This window comes from Luteolibacter luteus, assembly GCF_012913485.1.
Taxonomy (GTDB): domain Bacteria; phylum Verrucomicrobiota; class Verrucomicrobiia; order Verrucomicrobiales; family Akkermansiaceae; genus Haloferula; species Haloferula lutea.
This window is the reverse complement of the sequence record NZ_CP051774.1, coordinates 5,633,610-5,650,128: the sequence shown is the minus strand read 5'-3', so window position 1 is coordinate 5,650,128 and position 16,519 is coordinate 5,633,610. Positions and strand designations below refer to the sequence as shown.

14 protein-coding genes and 1 pseudogene are annotated in these 16,519 nt (G+C 61.7%); 9 read left to right on the top strand and 6 right to left on the bottom strand.

All coding sequences use genetic code 11. The features are described 5' to 3' along the window. The first annotated feature begins 53 nt into the window (after positions 1-53). Complete coding sequence (locus tag HHL09_RS23335; protein ID WP_169457076.1) at positions 54-836, top strand: segregation and condensation protein A; 783 nt, start codon at positions 54-56, stop codon at positions 834-836. Between the two features lie 94 nt (positions 837-930). Here HHL09_RS23335 and infA read toward each other — a convergent pair. Continuing rightward, a pseudogene (gene infA, locus HHL09_RS26625) lies at positions 931-1,143 on the bottom strand (translation initiation factor IF-1); the annotation flags it as partial. A gap of 289 nt (positions 1,144-1,432) precedes the next feature. Between infA and ftsY the strand changes: the two are divergent. The 5 genes from ftsY (at position 1,433) to HHL09_RS23300 (ending at position 6,145) form a co-directional block, all read left to right on the top strand. Beyond that, entirely contained in the window at positions 1,433-2,284 is an 852-nt protein-coding gene (ftsY, locus tag HHL09_RS23325) for a signal recognition particle-docking protein FtsY (RefSeq protein WP_169457074.1), read from the top strand. A gap of 166 nt (positions 2,285-2,450) precedes the next feature. Then, positions 2,451-2,990 carry a hypothetical protein gene (locus tag HHL09_RS23320; RefSeq protein WP_169457073.1) on the top strand — a complete coding sequence of 180 codons (540 nt, stop codon included), beginning with the start codon at positions 2,451-2,453 and terminating at the stop codon, positions 2,988-2,990. Between the two features lie 4 nt (positions 2,991-2,994). Then, positions 2,995-4,185, top strand: coding sequence for a beta-ketoacyl synthase N-terminal-like domain-containing protein (locus tag HHL09_RS23315; protein WP_169457072.1), 1,191 nt, complete (start codon positions 2,995-2,997; stop codon positions 4,183-4,185). After that, the gene (locus HHL09_RS26620) at positions 4,182-5,321 is read left to right on the top strand and encodes an HAD-IB family phosphatase (protein WP_240963692.1); all 1,140 of its coding nucleotides are present in this window, start codon (positions 4,182-4,184) and stop codon (positions 5,319-5,321) included. The genes HHL09_RS23315 and HHL09_RS26620 overlap by 4 nt, the downstream gene beginning before the upstream one ends. Before the next feature lie 488 nt (positions 5,322-5,809). After that, positions 5,810-6,145: a hypothetical protein gene (locus HHL09_RS23300; RefSeq protein WP_169457071.1), complete on the top strand. Its 336-nt coding sequence runs from the start codon at positions 5,810-5,812 to the stop codon at positions 6,143-6,145. Positions 6,146-6,336: 191 nt separating this feature from the next. Here the strand turns inward: HHL09_RS23300 and HHL09_RS23295 are convergent, their stop codons facing one another. The 5 genes from HHL09_RS23295 to HHL09_RS23275 form a co-directional block, all read right to left on the bottom strand. Further along, the gene (locus HHL09_RS23295; RefSeq protein WP_169457070.1) at positions 6,337-6,855 is read right to left on the bottom strand and encodes an 8-oxo-dGTP diphosphatase; all 519 of its coding nucleotides are present in this window, start codon (positions 6,853-6,855) and stop codon (positions 6,337-6,339) included. Positions 6,856-6,947: 92 nt separating this feature from the next. Next, the gene (gene gcvP / locus HHL09_RS23290) at positions 6,948-9,776 is read right to left on the bottom strand and encodes an aminomethyl-transferring glycine dehydrogenase (RefSeq protein WP_169457069.1); all 2,829 of its coding nucleotides are present in this window, start codon (positions 9,774-9,776) and stop codon (positions 6,948-6,950) included. Between the two features lie 305 nt (positions 9,777-10,081). Further along, positions 10,082-10,717, bottom strand: coding sequence for a fibronectin type III domain-containing protein (locus HHL09_RS23285; protein ID WP_169457068.1), 636 nt, complete (start codon positions 10,715-10,717; stop codon positions 10,082-10,084). 223 nt (positions 10,718-10,940) lie between these two features. Continuing rightward, complete coding sequence (locus HHL09_RS23280; protein WP_169457067.1) at positions 10,941-11,741, bottom strand: hypothetical protein; 801 nt, start codon at positions 11,739-11,741, stop codon at positions 10,941-10,943. Beyond that, positions 11,728-12,531 carry a ParA family protein gene (locus HHL09_RS23275; protein WP_277349135.1) on the bottom strand — a complete coding sequence of 268 codons (804 nt, stop codon included), beginning with the start codon at positions 12,529-12,531 and terminating at the stop codon, positions 11,728-11,730. The genes HHL09_RS23280 and HHL09_RS23275 overlap by 14 nt, the downstream gene beginning before the upstream one ends. A 103-nt stretch (positions 12,532-12,634) precedes the next feature. On the opposite strand from HHL09_RS23275, the gene HHL09_RS23270 reads away from it, so the two are divergent. From HHL09_RS23270 to hisB, 3 genes are read left to right on the top strand one after another with little or no spacing between them, the layout of a single operon-like run. Next, a complete protein-coding gene (locus HHL09_RS23270; protein ID WP_240963804.1) occupies positions 12,635-14,776 on the top strand; it encodes a DUF255 domain-containing protein in 2,142 nt (713 codons plus the stop codon). Positions 14,777-14,827: 51 nt separating this feature from the next. Beyond that, positions 14,828-15,889 (top strand): PTPDL family protein, encoded by a 1,062-nt coding sequence (locus HHL09_RS23265; protein WP_169457064.1) that lies wholly within the window; start codon positions 14,828-14,830, stop codon positions 15,887-15,889. A gap of 15 nt (positions 15,890-15,904) precedes the next feature. Then, positions 15,905-16,495: an imidazoleglycerol-phosphate dehydratase HisB gene (hisB, locus tag HHL09_RS23260; RefSeq protein ID WP_169457063.1), complete on the top strand. Its 591-nt coding sequence runs from the start codon at positions 15,905-15,907 to the stop codon at positions 16,493-16,495. Positions 16,496-16,519 lie beyond the last annotated feature (24 nt).

Sequence of the window (16,519 nt, the reverse complement as noted above, 5' to 3'; positions counted from 1 at the left end):
CGAGCGCAAATTTCCCCTCGCGCGTATCCCGTTCATCCCCTACGCATCCGGCCGTGGAAGGCACCGACTATAAGGTCAGACTGGATATTTTCGAAGGCCCATTGGACCTGCTCCTCTATCTCATCAAGAAGGATGAGGTGGACATCCACAATATTTCGATCACGCGGATCACCGCGCAGTACCTCGAGTACATCGACACTTTCCGGCTGCTGAACATCGATCTGGCGGCGGAATTCGTGCTGATGGCGGCAAACCTCATGTATCTGAAGAGCCGGACCCTGCTCCCCCGTCAGGACCAGCCGCCGGAAGAGGATGCCGAGGAGGACGATCCGCGCTGGGACCTGATCCGCCAGTTGATCGAGTACAAGAAGTTCAAGGACGCGGCCGGTTTCCTTTCCCTGAAGGAAGTCGAGCAAGAGGGCTCCTTCGCTTTCCAACCGGAGAAGCCGGAACTTCCCGAGGAGCCCGCGACATTGGCCGAGGTCTCGATTTTCGACCTGATCCGGGCATTCCAGAACGTCCTGAAGCGCTTCGAGGAGTCCCACGATCTCGGTGACATCGTGGACGACCGCTACACCGTGGCGGACAAGATCGAGATGCTTCTCCACCGCTTTGTCCCCGGCCAGGCGGCAAAGTTCGACTCCCTCTTCGAGAGCGCCACCACCAAGGCGGAAGTTATCGTAACCTTCCTGGCGGTGCTGGAGCTGATGAAGATGAACCAATTCGTCCTTCGCCAGACGCACCTGCTGGGCGAGATCGAGATCGAGCGTCGGCTGCACACCGCCGCCCGCGCGACGGAGGACGAAGAGAGCGAAGAGAACGAGGAACCGGCCTGAGCAGCCGGGGCCCCGCGGGACCTTTTCCTTGAAATACGAAAGGCGGACCGAGCGGTCCGCCTTTCTTGAAAATCTGGCACTTGGTCGCCGGGGATCAACCCAGACGATAAGTGATGCGTGCCTTGGAGACGTCGTAGGGAGACATTTCCATCTTCACCTTGTCACCCACGACGAGGCGGATGAAGCGCTTGCGCATCTTTCCGGAAATGTGGGCCAGCACCTCGTGGCCGCTCTGAAGCTGGACGCGGAACTGGGTTCCGGCCAAAACGGAGGTGATCGTCCCTTCGACCTCGACGGACTTTTCTTCTCCGTCTGGACCTAATTTGCGCGCGCGGGGGCCGTTGCGCGATCCACGACCACCACCACCTCGTCCTCTGTATCCTTGGCTCATGCGAATGAAATGCCCGGACAACTCGTCCGGGCCCCCGATTGAACCCTGATGCCGTGGCGGCATTCAACTTCAAAAACTCGCGAAAGATCATCGCCCCGCCCCATCACCGTGATTTCGCGGCATCCGGCCCGCCAGTTTGCCGGGAGATCAGCCTCCCGCCGTGCTTGCCCCGGCGCTTTTCACCCGCTAGAAGCCCGGCCACCTCATGGCTGGCTTCTTCAAATCCCTCTACAACAAGCTCGCGAACAAGGCCGAAATCGACTGGGACGACCTCGAGGCCGAACTTGTCACCGCGGATCTGGGACCAAAGCTCGCCATCCAGATTGTCCAGGAGCTCCGGGACCTGGGACGCCAGATCACCGCGGAAGATGTCATCGACGTGGCCCGCAGGAACGTCGCCGACCGCTTGCCGCCGGACTCTCCGCCGCTGTTGCCCCGTTTGGACGGAAAGCCCTTCGTATTCCTCGTGGTCGGCATCAATGGCGTCGGGAAGACCACTTCCTGCGCGAAGCTTGCTCATTGGCTCCAGCGCCGCGGCCAGCCGACGGTGCTTGCCGCTGCGGATACCTTCCGCGCCGCCGCCGTGGAGCAACTCGAACGCTGGGGCCAGCGCCTGGACATCCCGGTGGTGAAAGGCCAGCCGAACGCCGATCCTTCCTCCGTGTGCTTCAATGCCCACCAAAAGGCGATCGCCGATGGTTCGAAGTATCTTATCTGCGACACTGCCGGCCGGCTCCACACGCGCCACAACCTGATGGAGGAGCTCTCCAAGATCAAACGCACCCTCGCGAAGAACGACGAAAGCGCCCCACACCTCACCCTGCTGGTGGTGGATGCCACCACGGGTGCCAATGCGCTCCAGCAGGCGAAGGAATTTCACAAGGCTTGTCCTCTCGACGGACTGATCGTCACGAAGATGGACGGCTCAGGAAAAGGCGGCGTGGCGGTTTCGATCTACGACCAGCTTGGCATCGCCCCGCGTTTCCTGGGGACCGGGGAAGAACCGGAGCAGTTTGCCCTCTTCAGCAAGCAGAAGTTCGTCGAGGAGATGCTATAAGTCTCCTAGGAGGCAGCTTGATTCTCCGTCTTCGGGAACGGCCTTGGCTTTCGCGGGAATGCCTCGTGGGCTTGAAGCGGGCGGACGCTCCTTAAGGTGTATCATGCATGGAATAGGTCGTCTTCCGGCGATCCGTTTCGTAGAGTAACCGGAACCACCGCCTCCCATGAACTCGCTGCGAAACCTCGTCATCCTGTGCCTGCTGCCCGCGGCCGGCCTCTCCGGCTGCAGGAAATCGACGGTCATCGTGACTCCCCGCACTCCCGCCGTGGCGAACTCGCTGATCCCCGGCACCACCGTCAACAAGACCGGGGTCTATGATTACTCCGACGCGAAGGTGACCAGCAGGCTGGAGCTGACCGGGGCAGGATCATCCATTCACTGGAGCTTCGATATCAGCCGCCCCCTGTCGGGCGGAGGATCGAGCGGCGGATCTTCCTCAGGCGGCGTCAGCCTCGCTTCCCCCGGGGATCCGTGGTTCGTCTATGTCGAGTCCCCGCAGCGGCTCTGGTTCTTCAATGGCAGCAAGGAACTCCACTATTCCTTGAACGATGAGAGCGGCGGGCGCAGCGGCCCGGCGATCTTCGAGGGCAAGCCACACCATTCGGATGACAAGGTTCCGGACGAGTTGATCCGTAAGCTGCCCGGGGAGCTGCAGAAGTTATTCCCGCCTATTCCTCCCGCCGGACCGCGGCCCAGCATTTGAGGCCTTGCAGAAATTCCTCGTTGGCAGGACCCGTCCCGAGCCGCTAGTCCCTCCCATCGACACGCCGCTTTCCATCACCGGCCTCGGGGCGCTTTCCGGGCTGGGCGAAGACATGCCTGCGCATGTCGAGGCGGTCCGCACGGGACGCACGAATTTCCGGCCCCTATCGGGCTTGTTAGGCAGTAGCAGCCCGCACGCCGGCTTGGCGGCTTCCTGGATCGAACGGCGGAAGCTCTTGATCAGCCGCAAATGGGCTCCGGCCAGCATGGCAGCACTCCACGTGGCGCGCTCCGCCATTGCCGGAGCAGGATGGTCGGCGGAGGATCTGGCGGATTCGGCACTCTTCCTCGGCACCAGCCGCGGAACCGCGGCAGGTTGGATCGACCTTTGGCCTGAGCGCCGGGCCTTCCCTCTGATGTCCGCCAGCAACTCGCTACACAGCGAGCCCGCCGCGGCGATCAGCATCGAGCTCGGCATCAAGGGACCTTGGCAAGTTCAGGCGAGCGGTTGCGCCGCGGGGCTTGATGCCCTCGGCATGGCCGGCCTCTGGCTCTCTGCCGGAATGGCAAAGCGGGCACTGGTCGTAGCGGTGGACCTGCCGCTCTCCCCTGCCCTGCTCGATAGCTACGCCGCCACCGGCATCCTTTCGAAAAACAATCTCAACGACCCCTATAACCCGGAAACTTCCGGAATCCTGCCCGCGGAGGCCGCAACGGCGATCGCCCTCGAGGCAACCGCCAAGGAAACCGCACCACGCCTGGCTGGGTATCGCTCGAATTCCGATGCGGCGGACGCCATCGGCATGCCCGCCGGAGCTCCGGGGATTGTTTCATTGCTACGGGAAGCGGCCACGGCCTTTGGCCAGCCTGAACTTCTCTGCCCCCATGCCAGCGGCACCGCCTCCCATGCCCGGCTTGAACCCGCGGCGATCCGCAGCGGACTCGGGGATGACACCCGGCTTTGCCTGATCAAGTCATTCACAGGTCACGGGATCGGTGGCGGCGGTTTGCTGGAAACCGCAATCCTCGCGGCGATCCTTGGTGAACGAAAGCTGCCTACTCCGACGCTCCAACTGAGCTGCCCGACCGGACTGGCAATGAGCTCAGGCGACCTTTCCCGCTCCGCCACTGTTTTCAAACTCGCCTCCGCCCTCGGAGGGAAGAACTCCCTGATCGCACTCCAAGCACCGCCATGAAGAACCGCCGCCTCGAAGTTTCCGTCGATGACCAGATGCTCCGCCTCTATGATGGAGCTGATCTGATCCGGGAATGGCCGGTTTCAACCGCCGCCAAAGGAGTAGGTTTCACCTCAGGAAGCCTTCGCACCCCCACTGGCCGCTTTGTGATCGTCCAGAAGATCGGGGAGGGCCAGCCATCAGGTACGATCTTCGTCGCACGCGAACCGGTCGGCCTCTGGCAACCAGGGGAAGAGAGCGGCACGGACCACGTGCTAACCCGCATCATCCGGATCAGCGGCTTGGAACCGGAGAACGCGAACACCTTCGACCGCTACATCTATTTTCACGGCACCGACCAGGAGGACAAGCTCGGCACCCCCGCGAGCTGGGGCTGCATTCGTCTCTCAAACGAGCATATCATCGAACTTCATGATCTCGTGGAGCCCGGAATGACCGCCGAAATCCTTCCGCCGACCCGGAAACACGGGAAAGTAATCTTTTTCGACTGCGACTCCACGCTCTCCACCATTGAGGGAATTGATGAGCTCGGCCGGGCCCGCGGACCGGAAATTTTCAAAATGGTGGAGCACCTTACCAACCAAGCCATGAACGGTGAGGTCCCAATCAATGAGGTCTTCGGTCGCCGCATGGAGATCATTCGTCCCGACCGCGCCACCGCCGAGGCCGTAGCACGACTCTATATCGACACGATGGTTCCGGGAGTTGCCGCAGTCATCGAGAAACTGAAGGCGGATGGCTGGACTCCCGTGATCCTCTCGGGCGGATTTGCCCCGCTGATCCACCCTCTGGCAAAGGAACTTGGCATCGATCACGTGGAAGCGGTGCCAGTCTATTTCGACGACGACGGCGGCTATGCCGGATATGGCGTCGACTACCCTACCACGCGAAACGGCGGCAAGCCGGAAGTCATCCGCGAATGGAAGAAGGCCATGCTGCCGGAAGTCGTGGTAATGATGGGCGATGGCGTTTCCGATCTCGAGGCCAAGGGAGAGGTCGATCTGTTCATCGGTTTCGGCGGCGTGGTGGCCCGGGAAGCGGTAAGATTGGGTGCGGATGCTTGGCTCACCGACATGGCGGATTTTGGAAATGTTGTCCTTCCGGACGGCACACGGTACGCGACCCAAGGCCATTAAGGCATCCTATTGATAACCCGTCTCAATCGGATTCTAACAGTATTAGAATTCGATTAAGAGGCGCACATCGAAAGCTTAACGGATCGCTATTTCCAATTCGCCCTTAACGACATCGGAAGGCAACCGAAGCAACGCCCGAGACATCATCATCCAGGCCAGGACGATCTCTAACGGACCCAAACGCCCTCTCTTCCCCTCGTCTTGTTCACCCTCCCGAGGCACTTCCCGGGAAAGCGTTTCCGACCCAAACTCCAGCCCGTCTTCGTTTTAAAAAAAGTTACACCCCTCGTAAGCCACTGATTTACCGAACCAAGGCTGAAAACCCGGCTCAATCTTCCTCACATGTCTGTTTTTGGTAATGACAGCATTCCACAATCTACCACGTACATGTGACACTCAGCGTAGAACTACGCATATATGAAAAAAGCCTGTCTTGACTCAAGTTTCGGCTTGCGAATCAGGCACCTCGGGACTAGGGCTTGAGAGTCATGAGCAACTCCAACGTCAACGCGGCGAAAGGCCGCCGTTACACTGCGAAAGAAAAGGCGGATATCATCGCCTACGTGGACAAGGTGAATTCCGAGAAGGGTCGTGGCGGTCAGAGCGCCGCTTCGAAGAAATACAAGATATCACCCCTTACCATTTCGAGCTGGATCCGTTCTGGTGCGGGCGGTGGAGCCGTCATTTCGGGCGGTGCTGCTGTTGCCGGCCCGATCGGCAAGAAGCTCTCCAAGCTTCAGGCTCTTCACGATCAGATCGCCCGGGCGGAGAAGGAACTGGCCAAGCTTAAGACCCAGTTCAACTCGCTCAAGTCGGCTCTCTAACCAGAACTTTCAACCTTCAAAAGCCGCCCGTTTTCCCACGTTGGAAAACGGGCGTTTCACTTTATCACCTCCGCTATTTGAGACATGTTCTCAAAAGAGATAAACCATGCGGAGGATATATGGAATACTGACTTACGGCAGACACCCCTCGGTAAAGGCTCGCCCGCCCCTTTCAGTAAGATCAGGGAGACTTAGGGCACGGCCGCTGAAGACGGCCAGTGGACGTCATGCTCCATATGCTGCCAGACCACGTCCTCGCCGGTGAAGATGAAGCGGCCATGGAATTTGCGGTCGTCCAGCAGCAGCGGCAGCCAATGGATGTCGTCCTTCCACATCCGGTCGTAGGGAATGTCCGCCAGACGGCACCACAGCGGCTTGGCCTCCTCGGTCTCGACCGGATGCCCGGTGAAATCCCTCGCCAGAAAGACGTGGCAGAGGATGTCCGGAATATCGGACATGGCGAAATGGAGTTCTCCATATTTCACCGGCCTGAGGGCCGTAATGCCCAGTTCCTCGCGGGTTTCGCGGACAGCGCACTCCAAGGGCGTCTCCCCCGGATCAATCTTTCCCCCGGGGCCGTTGATCTTCCCCGCCCCGAGACCACGCTTCTTCTCGATCAGGAGGATTTCCCCGTCCTTGATGATGAAGAGCAGCGTCGCGTGGATTTCCGCTCGCCAGCTTGCCCAATCGATCGGTGAAGGTGGGGTCACGCGCGGGAAGTAGCAAGTAGCCGGCGGCAGTAGCAAGGGGCAAAAATCCTCAGGAGGATACTCTTGCCCCTGCTACTTGCACTCGCTGCCTTCTACTGCGCGGCTGCCGCGTAGGCCTCCACGCTGTCGCAGGTGCAGACCAAGTTGCGGTCGCCATGGACGTTGTCGATACGTCCGACGGAAGGCCAGAACTTGTGGTTCCGCAGATAGGGCAGCGGGTAGGCGGCCTGCTCTCGGCCGTAGGCGTGCGACCAATCATCCGCGATCACGCTGTCCGCGGTGTGCGGCGCGTTCTTCAGCACGTTGTCGGTGGCGTCCGCCTCGCCATTGATCACGGCCATGATCTCCCCGTGGATGGAAACCATCGCATCACAGAAGCGATCCAGCTCCACCTTCGCCTCGGACTCGGTAGGTTCGATCATCAGGGTGCCGGCGACCGGCCAGCTCATGGTAGGAGCGTGGAAACCGTAGTCCATGAGGCGCTTCGCCACATCTTCCACGGTGACACCGCTCTTCTCGGAAAGCGGACGGACATCAATGATGCACTCATGTGCCACCAGGCCCTTCGTGCCGGTGTAGAGCACCGGGAAGAAGGGTGCCAGACGCTTCGCCACATAGTTCGCATTGAGGATCGCCAGCTCGGTGGCGTCCTTCAGGCCATCCGGACCCATCATCGCGATATACATCCAGGAGATCGTGTTGATCGATGCACTGCCCCAAGGAGCCGAGCATACCGGACCTTCCTTCGAGTCCAGCTCGCGATGGCCCGGCAGGAATGGAACAAGCTGCTCCGCCACGCCGATCGGGCCCACGCCGGGACCACCACCGCCGTGCGGGATACAGAAGGTCTTGTGAAGGTTCAGATGGCAAACATCGGCACCAATGCCACCCGGGCTGGTAAGGCCCACCTGCGCGTTCATGTTCGCGCCGTCCATGTAGACTTGGCCACCGGCCGCGTGGATCGATTCGCAGATATCCACGATCGTCTCTTCGAACACGCCATGCGTCGAAGGATAGGTGACCATCAGCGCGGCCAAGTTCTCGCGGTGCTCCTCGATACGAGCCTTCAGGTCCGGCACGTCGATGTTGCCCTGCTCGTCGCACTTCACGCCGACGACCTTCATGCCGACCATCACTGCGGAGGCCGGATTCGTGCCGTGCGCGGACACCGGGATCAGGCAGACATCGCGGTGCGTGTCACCACGGGAAAGATGGTAACGGCGGATCGCCAGCAGGCCGGCGTACTCGCCCTGCGAGCCCGCATTCGGCTGCAAGGAAACCGCCGCGAAGCCCGTGACATTTGCCAGCCAGCCTTCGAGCAAGCCCAGCATCTCGCGATAGCCCGCGCTTTGATCGGCGGGAACGAAAGGATGTACCGAGGACACTTCCGGCCAGCTCAGCGGCATCATCTCGGAAGTCGCATTCAGCTTCATCGTGCAAGAGCCGAGCGCGATCATCGATTCATTCAGCGCGAGATCCTTCGACTCCAAGCGCTTGATGTAGCGCAGCATCTCCGTTTCGGAGTGATAGGAGTTGAAGACCTTTTGCGTGAGGAAGGCGGACTTGCGGGAAAGATCCGCATGCCATGCGCTGGTCTTGTCGGAAGAGAGCGACTTCGCACCCAGCACATTCGCCACCGCCGCCACATCGGCATCGGTGGTCGTTTCGTCGAAGGAAACCGCCACACGCTTCGCATCGATCTTGCGGAGATTGATCCCCTTCTCCACCGCGGCAGCCAGGACGGCATCGGCGTCCGTCACGGAAATCGTGAGCGTATCGAAGAAGCTCTCGTTCACCACATTCACTCCGGCAGCGGTCAGGGAAGCGGCCAGCGCGGCCGTCTTCTCATTCACCGTCTTCGCGATGTGCTTCAGGCCTTCAGGGCCGTGATACACGGCATACATGGAAGCCATCACCGCGAGCAGAACCTGCGCGGTGCAGATGTTCGAAGTCGCCTTGTCACGGCGGATGTGTTGCTCCCGCGTCTGCAGGGAAAGGCGGAAGCCCGGCTTGCCACGGGAATCCACCGAGACACCGATGAGACGTCCAGGCAGCTTGCGTTTCAGGGCATCCTTGCAGGACATGAAGCCGGCGTGCGGACCACCGAAGCCGAAAGGCACGCCAAAGCGCTGGCTCGAGCCGACACAGATCTCCGCGCCAAATTCACCCGGGGCCTTCAGCAGCGTCAGCGCGAGCAGGTCCGCCGCCACGATCGTCACCGCCTTCGCGGCCTTCGCCTTCTCGAAGAAAGCGGCGTAGTCAGCCACCGTGCCGTAGGTGTCCGGATACTGGACAAGCACCGCGAAGAGCCCCTCGCAGGAAGCAGGATCAAAGGTCCGCCAATCGCCCACCTTCACCTCGATGCCCAGCGGTTCCGCGCGGGTCACCACCACGTCGATTGTCTGCGGATGGCAGGCATCGGAAACAAAGAAGACCTTGCCCTTCGGGGCACCGGCCAGCGCCAGGCTCATCGCCTCCGCAGCAGCAGTGCCTTCATCAAGCAGCGAGGCATTCGCCACATCCAGCCCGCTGAGTTCAGTGATGAGCGTTTGGAAATTCAACAGCGCCTCCAGGCGGCCCTGGGCAATCTCCGCCTGATAGGGCGTGTAGGCGGTATACCAGCCCGGATTTTCCAAGATGTTCCGCAGGATCACACCGGGGACATGGGTGCCGTAATAGCCTTGGCCGATGAAGGACTTCAGCACTTTGTTTTTACCCATGATCGCCTTCAACCAGGCGAGCGCCTCCGGCTCCGACTTCGCAGCGGGCAGTTCCAAAGCAGCATCCGAACGAATGCCAGCGGGAACGGTGTCGGCGATGAGCGCATCCAGCGAATCATAACCGGTGGCACGGAGCATCTCTTCGCGGTCGGAGCCGATGGCCCCGAGGTGACGGCTGCGGAAATCGGTGTGGGCAGACATAGCGTAAAAATCGCCAAAGGCAGAAACGCTATGGCGACGCGCCCTAATAAGGGAAAACCCACACGGTGCAACCCCGGGTAAGTCATCCCCCGTGGAATCTCACTTTTTTGACCGAAAACGGCACGTGAAGGGGGCGGAGCTGTAAATTCAAGCAGCCCGTGACGGGAGGCCGGTTTCCCCTCTGCCTCCACAGGCCCTATGCCTTCCCCTCCGGACCTATCTTCCGAAAACAACACCGCCCGGTGCGCGAGGGCATCGCGGCACCGGGCGGGTTTTCTCCTCCCTCCAAAACGGGTTCAATCAAATCACTTGGTCTCGCCGAAGGCATTCCCGGCACCAACCTTGTAGAACATCTTCCCCTTCGTGGCGCTGAAGGGCCATTCGAAGTAGAAATACTGGCTATCGCTGCGGGTTGCCTGCGTGGCATCGACATTCTGGACCAGAGTCCAGTTCACGAGATCCTCGCTGCCGTAGACCGCGAAGCCTTCCGCCGGGCCGCCGACTGCGGAGGTCGTGGCGCTCTTCGGGTGCTTCCATGCCAGCTTGCCATTGCCCGGTCCGGAGACCGTGAGCGAGGTGCTTTCAGCGGGTGCCGGCGGGGTGGCGGAAAGAACCATCTCGGTGGACTTCGGGCTCTCTTGGCCGTCGGCGTTATAGGCGCTTACGGCAAGATAGTAAGTATTGCCCAGGATCAGCTGCGGCAGCGCAGCACTGGTCTGGTTCTGGACATCGATCACTTGGCTGTAGGTGCCACTCGCGGTGCCGAAGTGGACCTTGTATCCGGCGATGTTGCTTTCCGGATTCGCATTCCAGACGAGGCTGACCGGCGGTGCCGGGACGTCAGCGGCTCGGCTGGCGGAAAAAACCAACAGGGGTGAAAGGCCTAGAAAGGCGAGGACGTAGCGGCGAACAGCGGGCGACTTAAGGGTTTCCAAACGCATGTTGGCACCTTGGCCGAAATGGCCGATTCGCCCAGTTGGCGGATGGCTGAAAGGGCGGTAAGCAATGCAAGCAAATGAGCGTCGGTGATTTTACCGATAGCTTGATCTTAGCGACTGGCTGACAGTGAGTAATCACATCCTGTCGCACAGATTACGAACCGTTTTTTGTACCAACTACGTGCTTCCTATCTGTCATAACGGGACCGCCGATCCTTCGCGCCGCTTAGTTTCCCGCCTCACGCGGGGTCGCAGCGAGGCGCAGGGCAGCGGCAATCTCCGCCACCGCCGCCGCGCTCAGCGGACCCGGAAGTACAGCCCCGAGCACCAGCCAGCCGAAGGGAGTTTCCACCGGCACTACCTCCAGCACCGCATTGGAGCCCACCTTCACATGCACGTTCCCCGCCTGTCCGGCCACGGGACGGTAGGCCTGTGCGAGACTCCGGGCGAGGAAGTGGAGCTTTCCGAACGCAGGATCCTCCATCACCGGCTTCCCCTCCCGATCGAGGATGAAGACACCCTGCGCGCCGGTGTGGCGCATGAGGAGTTCCCGGAAACGCATCAAACGATCTAACAGAGGCCCCCTGCGCTCCTGTGGGGAAGCCACTGGCGCCGGGCCAGATGCTGCTGTGGATACAGGCGCTGCCGGAGCAGGCACCGGCACAGGAATCGCTTGCGGCGGAACTGGCGGCGGCTGAGGTGGCGAAGCCGGAGCTTGGGCTGGAGCGACCTCCTGCACCGGCGTGAAAACCCGGGGCGGTGCCTCGCTAACAGGCGGCGGTGAGGGCGCGCTCGGCGGCGGCGGGACTTCCCGGGCCGGAGCCAGCGGTGCCACGTCAGGGACTGCAGGCGGCGCGGTAAAAGGCGGCTCCGCAGTCTTGGGGCGATCCACGGCAAAGCCTACGAACTCTTGGCCAAAGCCCGCGTCGGGATTGGCCTCCACGGGGATTCCGCGGGGTTCTGATAGAAGATTCTCCGCCAGCCGGCGCACCGCCGAGGCGTCGATCCACGGTTCAAGCGGGTCCATGGCGAAGGGGGTGAGCCGGAGTGCCCGACCGCTCGAGTTTTGCCTCAATCTCCGCCCGCAGGGAATCAAAGACCGCGAGGGCCCCCGCCCCGTCTTCCAGAACACCCACGGGAAGCCCCCGGGCGCTGGCTTTCACGAAAAGCGCATCCCTCGGGATCATGGTCCGGAGAATCAGGTCCTGGGGCAACAGCTGGCGCAGCGCGGCAACGGATTCCCGGCTCTCCGCCATCTCATGCTGGACCATGGTCATCAGCACTCCCAGCACCACCAGACGCGGATGGATGACCCGCAGGCGGCTCAGACCCTCGAGCATCTTCGGGACCGAGCGGATGCCCAGCGGCTCCGCTTGCTGCGGAACCAGCACGGAATCGCTGGAGGCGATGATATCTGCCGTGAGCCCGAAAAGCCCCGCGGGAGTATCCACGATGCAGAGGTCGAAGCCACGGGCCTCCACCGCCCGCATGAAGCCGCGGACGCGGGCCAGATGAGCCCCGGTCGGAGCGCCACCCACTTCGTAGTCGCTCGCCTGACCGCTGGCCACCAGCGTGAAAGTCTCCAGACGGGTGGGCACCAGCAAGCGGTCCAGAGGGATTCCCGGATCCGCCAGATAGTCGTAGAAGCCGGAAAGCATCCGGGACTGGCGCGTTAGCGAAAGGCCCACGGAGCCCTGTGGATCCGCATCCACCAGCAGGGTTCGCAGCCCGGCCCGGGCAAAGGCATGGGCCAAATTGATCGAGACGGTGGTCTTCCCCACTCCCCCTTTTTGACTGGAAACCGCTATACTGATCACGCTCGTAGCTCCGGAAATCGCTGCCACAGCGTAGCTTCGGCTTGTAAGCACGGAAGCCTTTTCTGCAAGGTGCTCACGCCCTTCCCGGGCGGCGACCTTCGTGATGTTGAAATACGGAACCTATGCCTGCCTTGCAGCAGCTCTCGCTTTGATCCCAGCCTGCCGCAAGCGCGAGGCGGCTTCGGACAAGCACGCCGCGACTCCCCAGATCGCCGCCGAACTCTCGACAAACGCCATGCAGGCGGGCCCGCAGGGCTTCCTGTCATCCCGCGCGGGCAGTCCAGTTCATTGGCAGCACTGGGACCCTGCCGTACTACAGCGGGCAAGAGCCGCACGACGCTTGGTTTTCGCCTTCATCGGTGCAGCACAATATCCCGGATGCCTCGAGTCCCTCGATGCCATCGACAAGGACCCCTCGCTGGTGGCGAAGCTGAACCAGGACTTCGTGCCGGTGCTGGTGGACATCGATCTCTGCCGGGAAGCCGGAGTCGCCGCCGGGGTAATGAGCCAGGAGCTCAAGCAGCCGGTTTCCTTTCCCTTCATCCTCGTGCTTTCGCCCGATGCGAACGAGGTGACATGGCGTCCGATCGCCTATTCCCAAGGTGCCGACCTGCGACAAATGTTCGAGGGTGCCACCGATGTGATCTCGCGGATGTGGGCTGAGTCCCCCGACTATGTGGAGGCCAACAGCAAGAGGGATCATGACAACCGGATGAAGCGGCTGCCGGTAGCGGACACCAGCCCGGCGAACCCGGAAGAGCGGAACGCGATGATGATGCGCACCACGCGCAAGCTGGCGAACCTCTATGACGAGGATATCAAGTCGGTATTCGGCACCGGAGGCCTGCTGCCTCTCGGCCTGATGCAGTGCCTCGCATCGACGTCCCTTGACCCGAACACACCTCCGGACATCGCCCGTCGCTGCAGCGCGGCGGTGAAGGCCTTCAGTGGTGCCGTTCTGAATAGCGCGATGGTGGATCCCTTGGATGGAGGCATCTATTCGAGCCGCCGCGGCAGCAGCTGGGATCTGCCCATGATCAATCGCACCTGCATGACCCAGGCCCGTGCGGCCCGTGCCTTGGCGACGATCTACAATGCCACGAAAGAGCCCCGTTCCTTGGACGTCGCTCTCGGTGCCATCCACTTCGCGGAGGAGCAATTTGAAGCGCAGAACGGTCTCTTCGCCGCCCAACGCCTGCCCGGTCTCACGCCCATGGGTGATTGGCTGTGGACCCAGGAACAGCTCGAACAAGCACTGACGCCCGAAGAAGCCACCCTCTGGAAGGCGATCAGCGGGATCAAGGCCATGGGCAATCTGGCACTGGAGGCGGATCCCAAGCGGGAGTTCTTCCGCCTGAATTCCCTCGGCTTCAGGGTCCCCTTGGCGCAGGCCGCTGCCGATCTGAATCTCTCCACGGAGGCGGCCGCTGGCCTTCTGGAATCGAGCCGGAAGAAACTCTCGAAGGCCCGCCAATCCCGGGTCCCGGACCGCGCACCGGCTACCGCCGCATCGGCCGGCACCAGCTTCCGCATGGTCTCGGCCTACGCGGCCATGTTCACCGCGACCGGCAAGCCGGAGTGGCGGGACAAGGCCCTCTCCCTCGCGGAGCGCAGCCGCCAGACCTTTGCCAAAGGAGTGCTGCTCGTGGAACAGAATCCGGGCACCCCGGATGCCGTTTGTGACGCGCGGGCTTTTACCTACGCGCTCGCCATCCAGGCCGCTCTCGATCTCGCGGAGATCACCATGGATGAGAACTGGCGCCTCTGGGCCGGTGACCTCTGCTCCACCATGTCGGAACTTTTCGTGGACGAATCCGGGCGCCTGCTGGAGGCCCGCCAGGTCAGCACGCCGCTCGCGCTGCCCTTGGAGGACCGCATCATGCTTTTCGATGATTCCACCGCAGGGGTCATGAGGATGAACATCGCCCGCCTTGAAGCGCTGGGACAGTCTCCCCCGCCCACGCTCGCACCTTGGCTCAGCTCACTTCCGAAATTCGAGGATTTCCCGGTGGTCTTCACGGATTCCATCCTGGCGGCGTCCTTCGCCGCCTCACGGGTAATCGTGGAAATTCCGGAAAATGCCTCGCCGGAGTGGCGCGAAGCCGCTTGCCGGCTGCCGCTCGACCGGGTGGCACGACGCTTTGGAAAAGAACCGGCAGCACGGATCCTGCAGCCTGACGGCAGCAAAATCCCTGTCACTTCCCCAGAGTCCTTGGCGGCTAGCATCGCCACCGCCTCGAACTAAGCCGATTTTTCCTCTCGCCTCCCCCGGTTTGCTCTGGATTGTTTCCCAAAAATGAAAACCTACCACCTGTTCCGAGCACTGCCCGCCCTTCTCATCGCCACCGCCTCTGCCGACACCTTCGTGATGAAGGATGGCAGCAAGCTGGAAGGCGTGATCCTTCGCGAGGAAGGCAGCAACTACGTTCTCAGCGTCCAGATCACCAAATCGATCAAGGACGAGAAGGTGGTCGCGAAGAGCGATGTGGTGAAGCACGAGAAGGAGCGCAAGGACGAGACCGAATTCGAGGAACTCGCCAAGCTCGTTCCGACGCCCGACCTCAAGAGCGCCGAGGCCTACTCCTCTGACATCGTGAAGGTGGAGAGCTTCCTGAAAAGATTCCCCACCAGCGCCAAGAAGGCCCAAGCCGCGAAGATCCTCGACACCCTCGTCGGCGAGCACGCCCTCGTGAAGGACGGCGGCGTGAAGCTTGATGGCAAGATGATCTCCGCTTCGGACCGTGCGCCGAATGCCTACGGCCTCGATGCCGGCATCCTTGCCAAGCAATTTACCTCCGCCGCGGAGAAGAACGATTACCTCGGCGCGCTGCGCGCCTGGGGCAAGCTTGAGACCGGCTATCCGGGCAGCAATGTCTACCGCGAGAACATCCAGACCGTGCTCAAGGTAATGCGCGCCTACCAGATGCTGGTGAATACCACCCTCGGCGGCTTCGACGCCCGCACCAAGGAGCGTGCCGCCGGACTCGCCGGCATGAACCCCGGTGACCGCACCCGCAGCGAGCAGGCCATCAAGGACCAGCAGGACGCCTACATGGCACGCGTCGAAAAGGAAAAGGCGGAAGGCCTGAAGTGGCTTAGCCTCGATCCCTATGTGAAGATGCCGCTCGAAGAGACCAAGCGCTACCTCGACTCCGAGATCCGCCGCTTGGACAACCTCGATCTCACCTACATCCCGAAGACCCAGGAGGTCTATGAGGAAACCTACAAGGCGGTGACCAAGTCCGGTGCCACCAAGCAGGAAATCGACACAGCCCTTTCCAAGGCCCGCAGCGCGAGCATGCCGCAGCAGTACGTGGACCTCCTCACCAAGGCAGCCCCCGCGACACCGGCTCCCTGATTATTCCGACCCTTCATGCCATCCCGCACCGCCCAACGCAGCCGCAAGACCGCGGAAACACAGATCGAGCTTTCGATTGACCTCGACGGCTCCGGAGAATCCAAGATTTCCACGGGAATCGGGTTCTTCGACCACATGCTGACCCTTTTTGCACGCCACGGTCTCTTCGACCTGAACGTGACCACGAAGGGTGATCTGGAGGTGGACGGCCATCACACCATCGAAGACACCGGCATCGTGATCGGTGAAGCGATGCGGGAGGCACTCGGCACCAAGGAGGGCATCCGTCGCTACGGATCCTTCTATCTGCCGATGGATGAGACCTTGGCGCGGGTGGTGGTGGATCTCAGCAACCGCCCGCACCTCGAATTCCGCGCCCCGGCGAACACGCCCTCGGCTCCGAACATGCCCTTCACGCTCGTGGAGGAGTTCTGCCGCGCTCTGGCCTCGAATCTCCGCGCGAATATCCACGTGGAGCTGCTCTATGGCCGTGATGGCCACCACATCGCGGAAGCGATCTTCAAGGGCCTCGCCCGCGCCCTGCGGGAAGCCTGCGAGATCGACCCGCGGGTGAAGGGCATCCCGAGCACGAAGGAAGCTCTTTGAGAAAAGAGAGAAGAAGGACGAGAG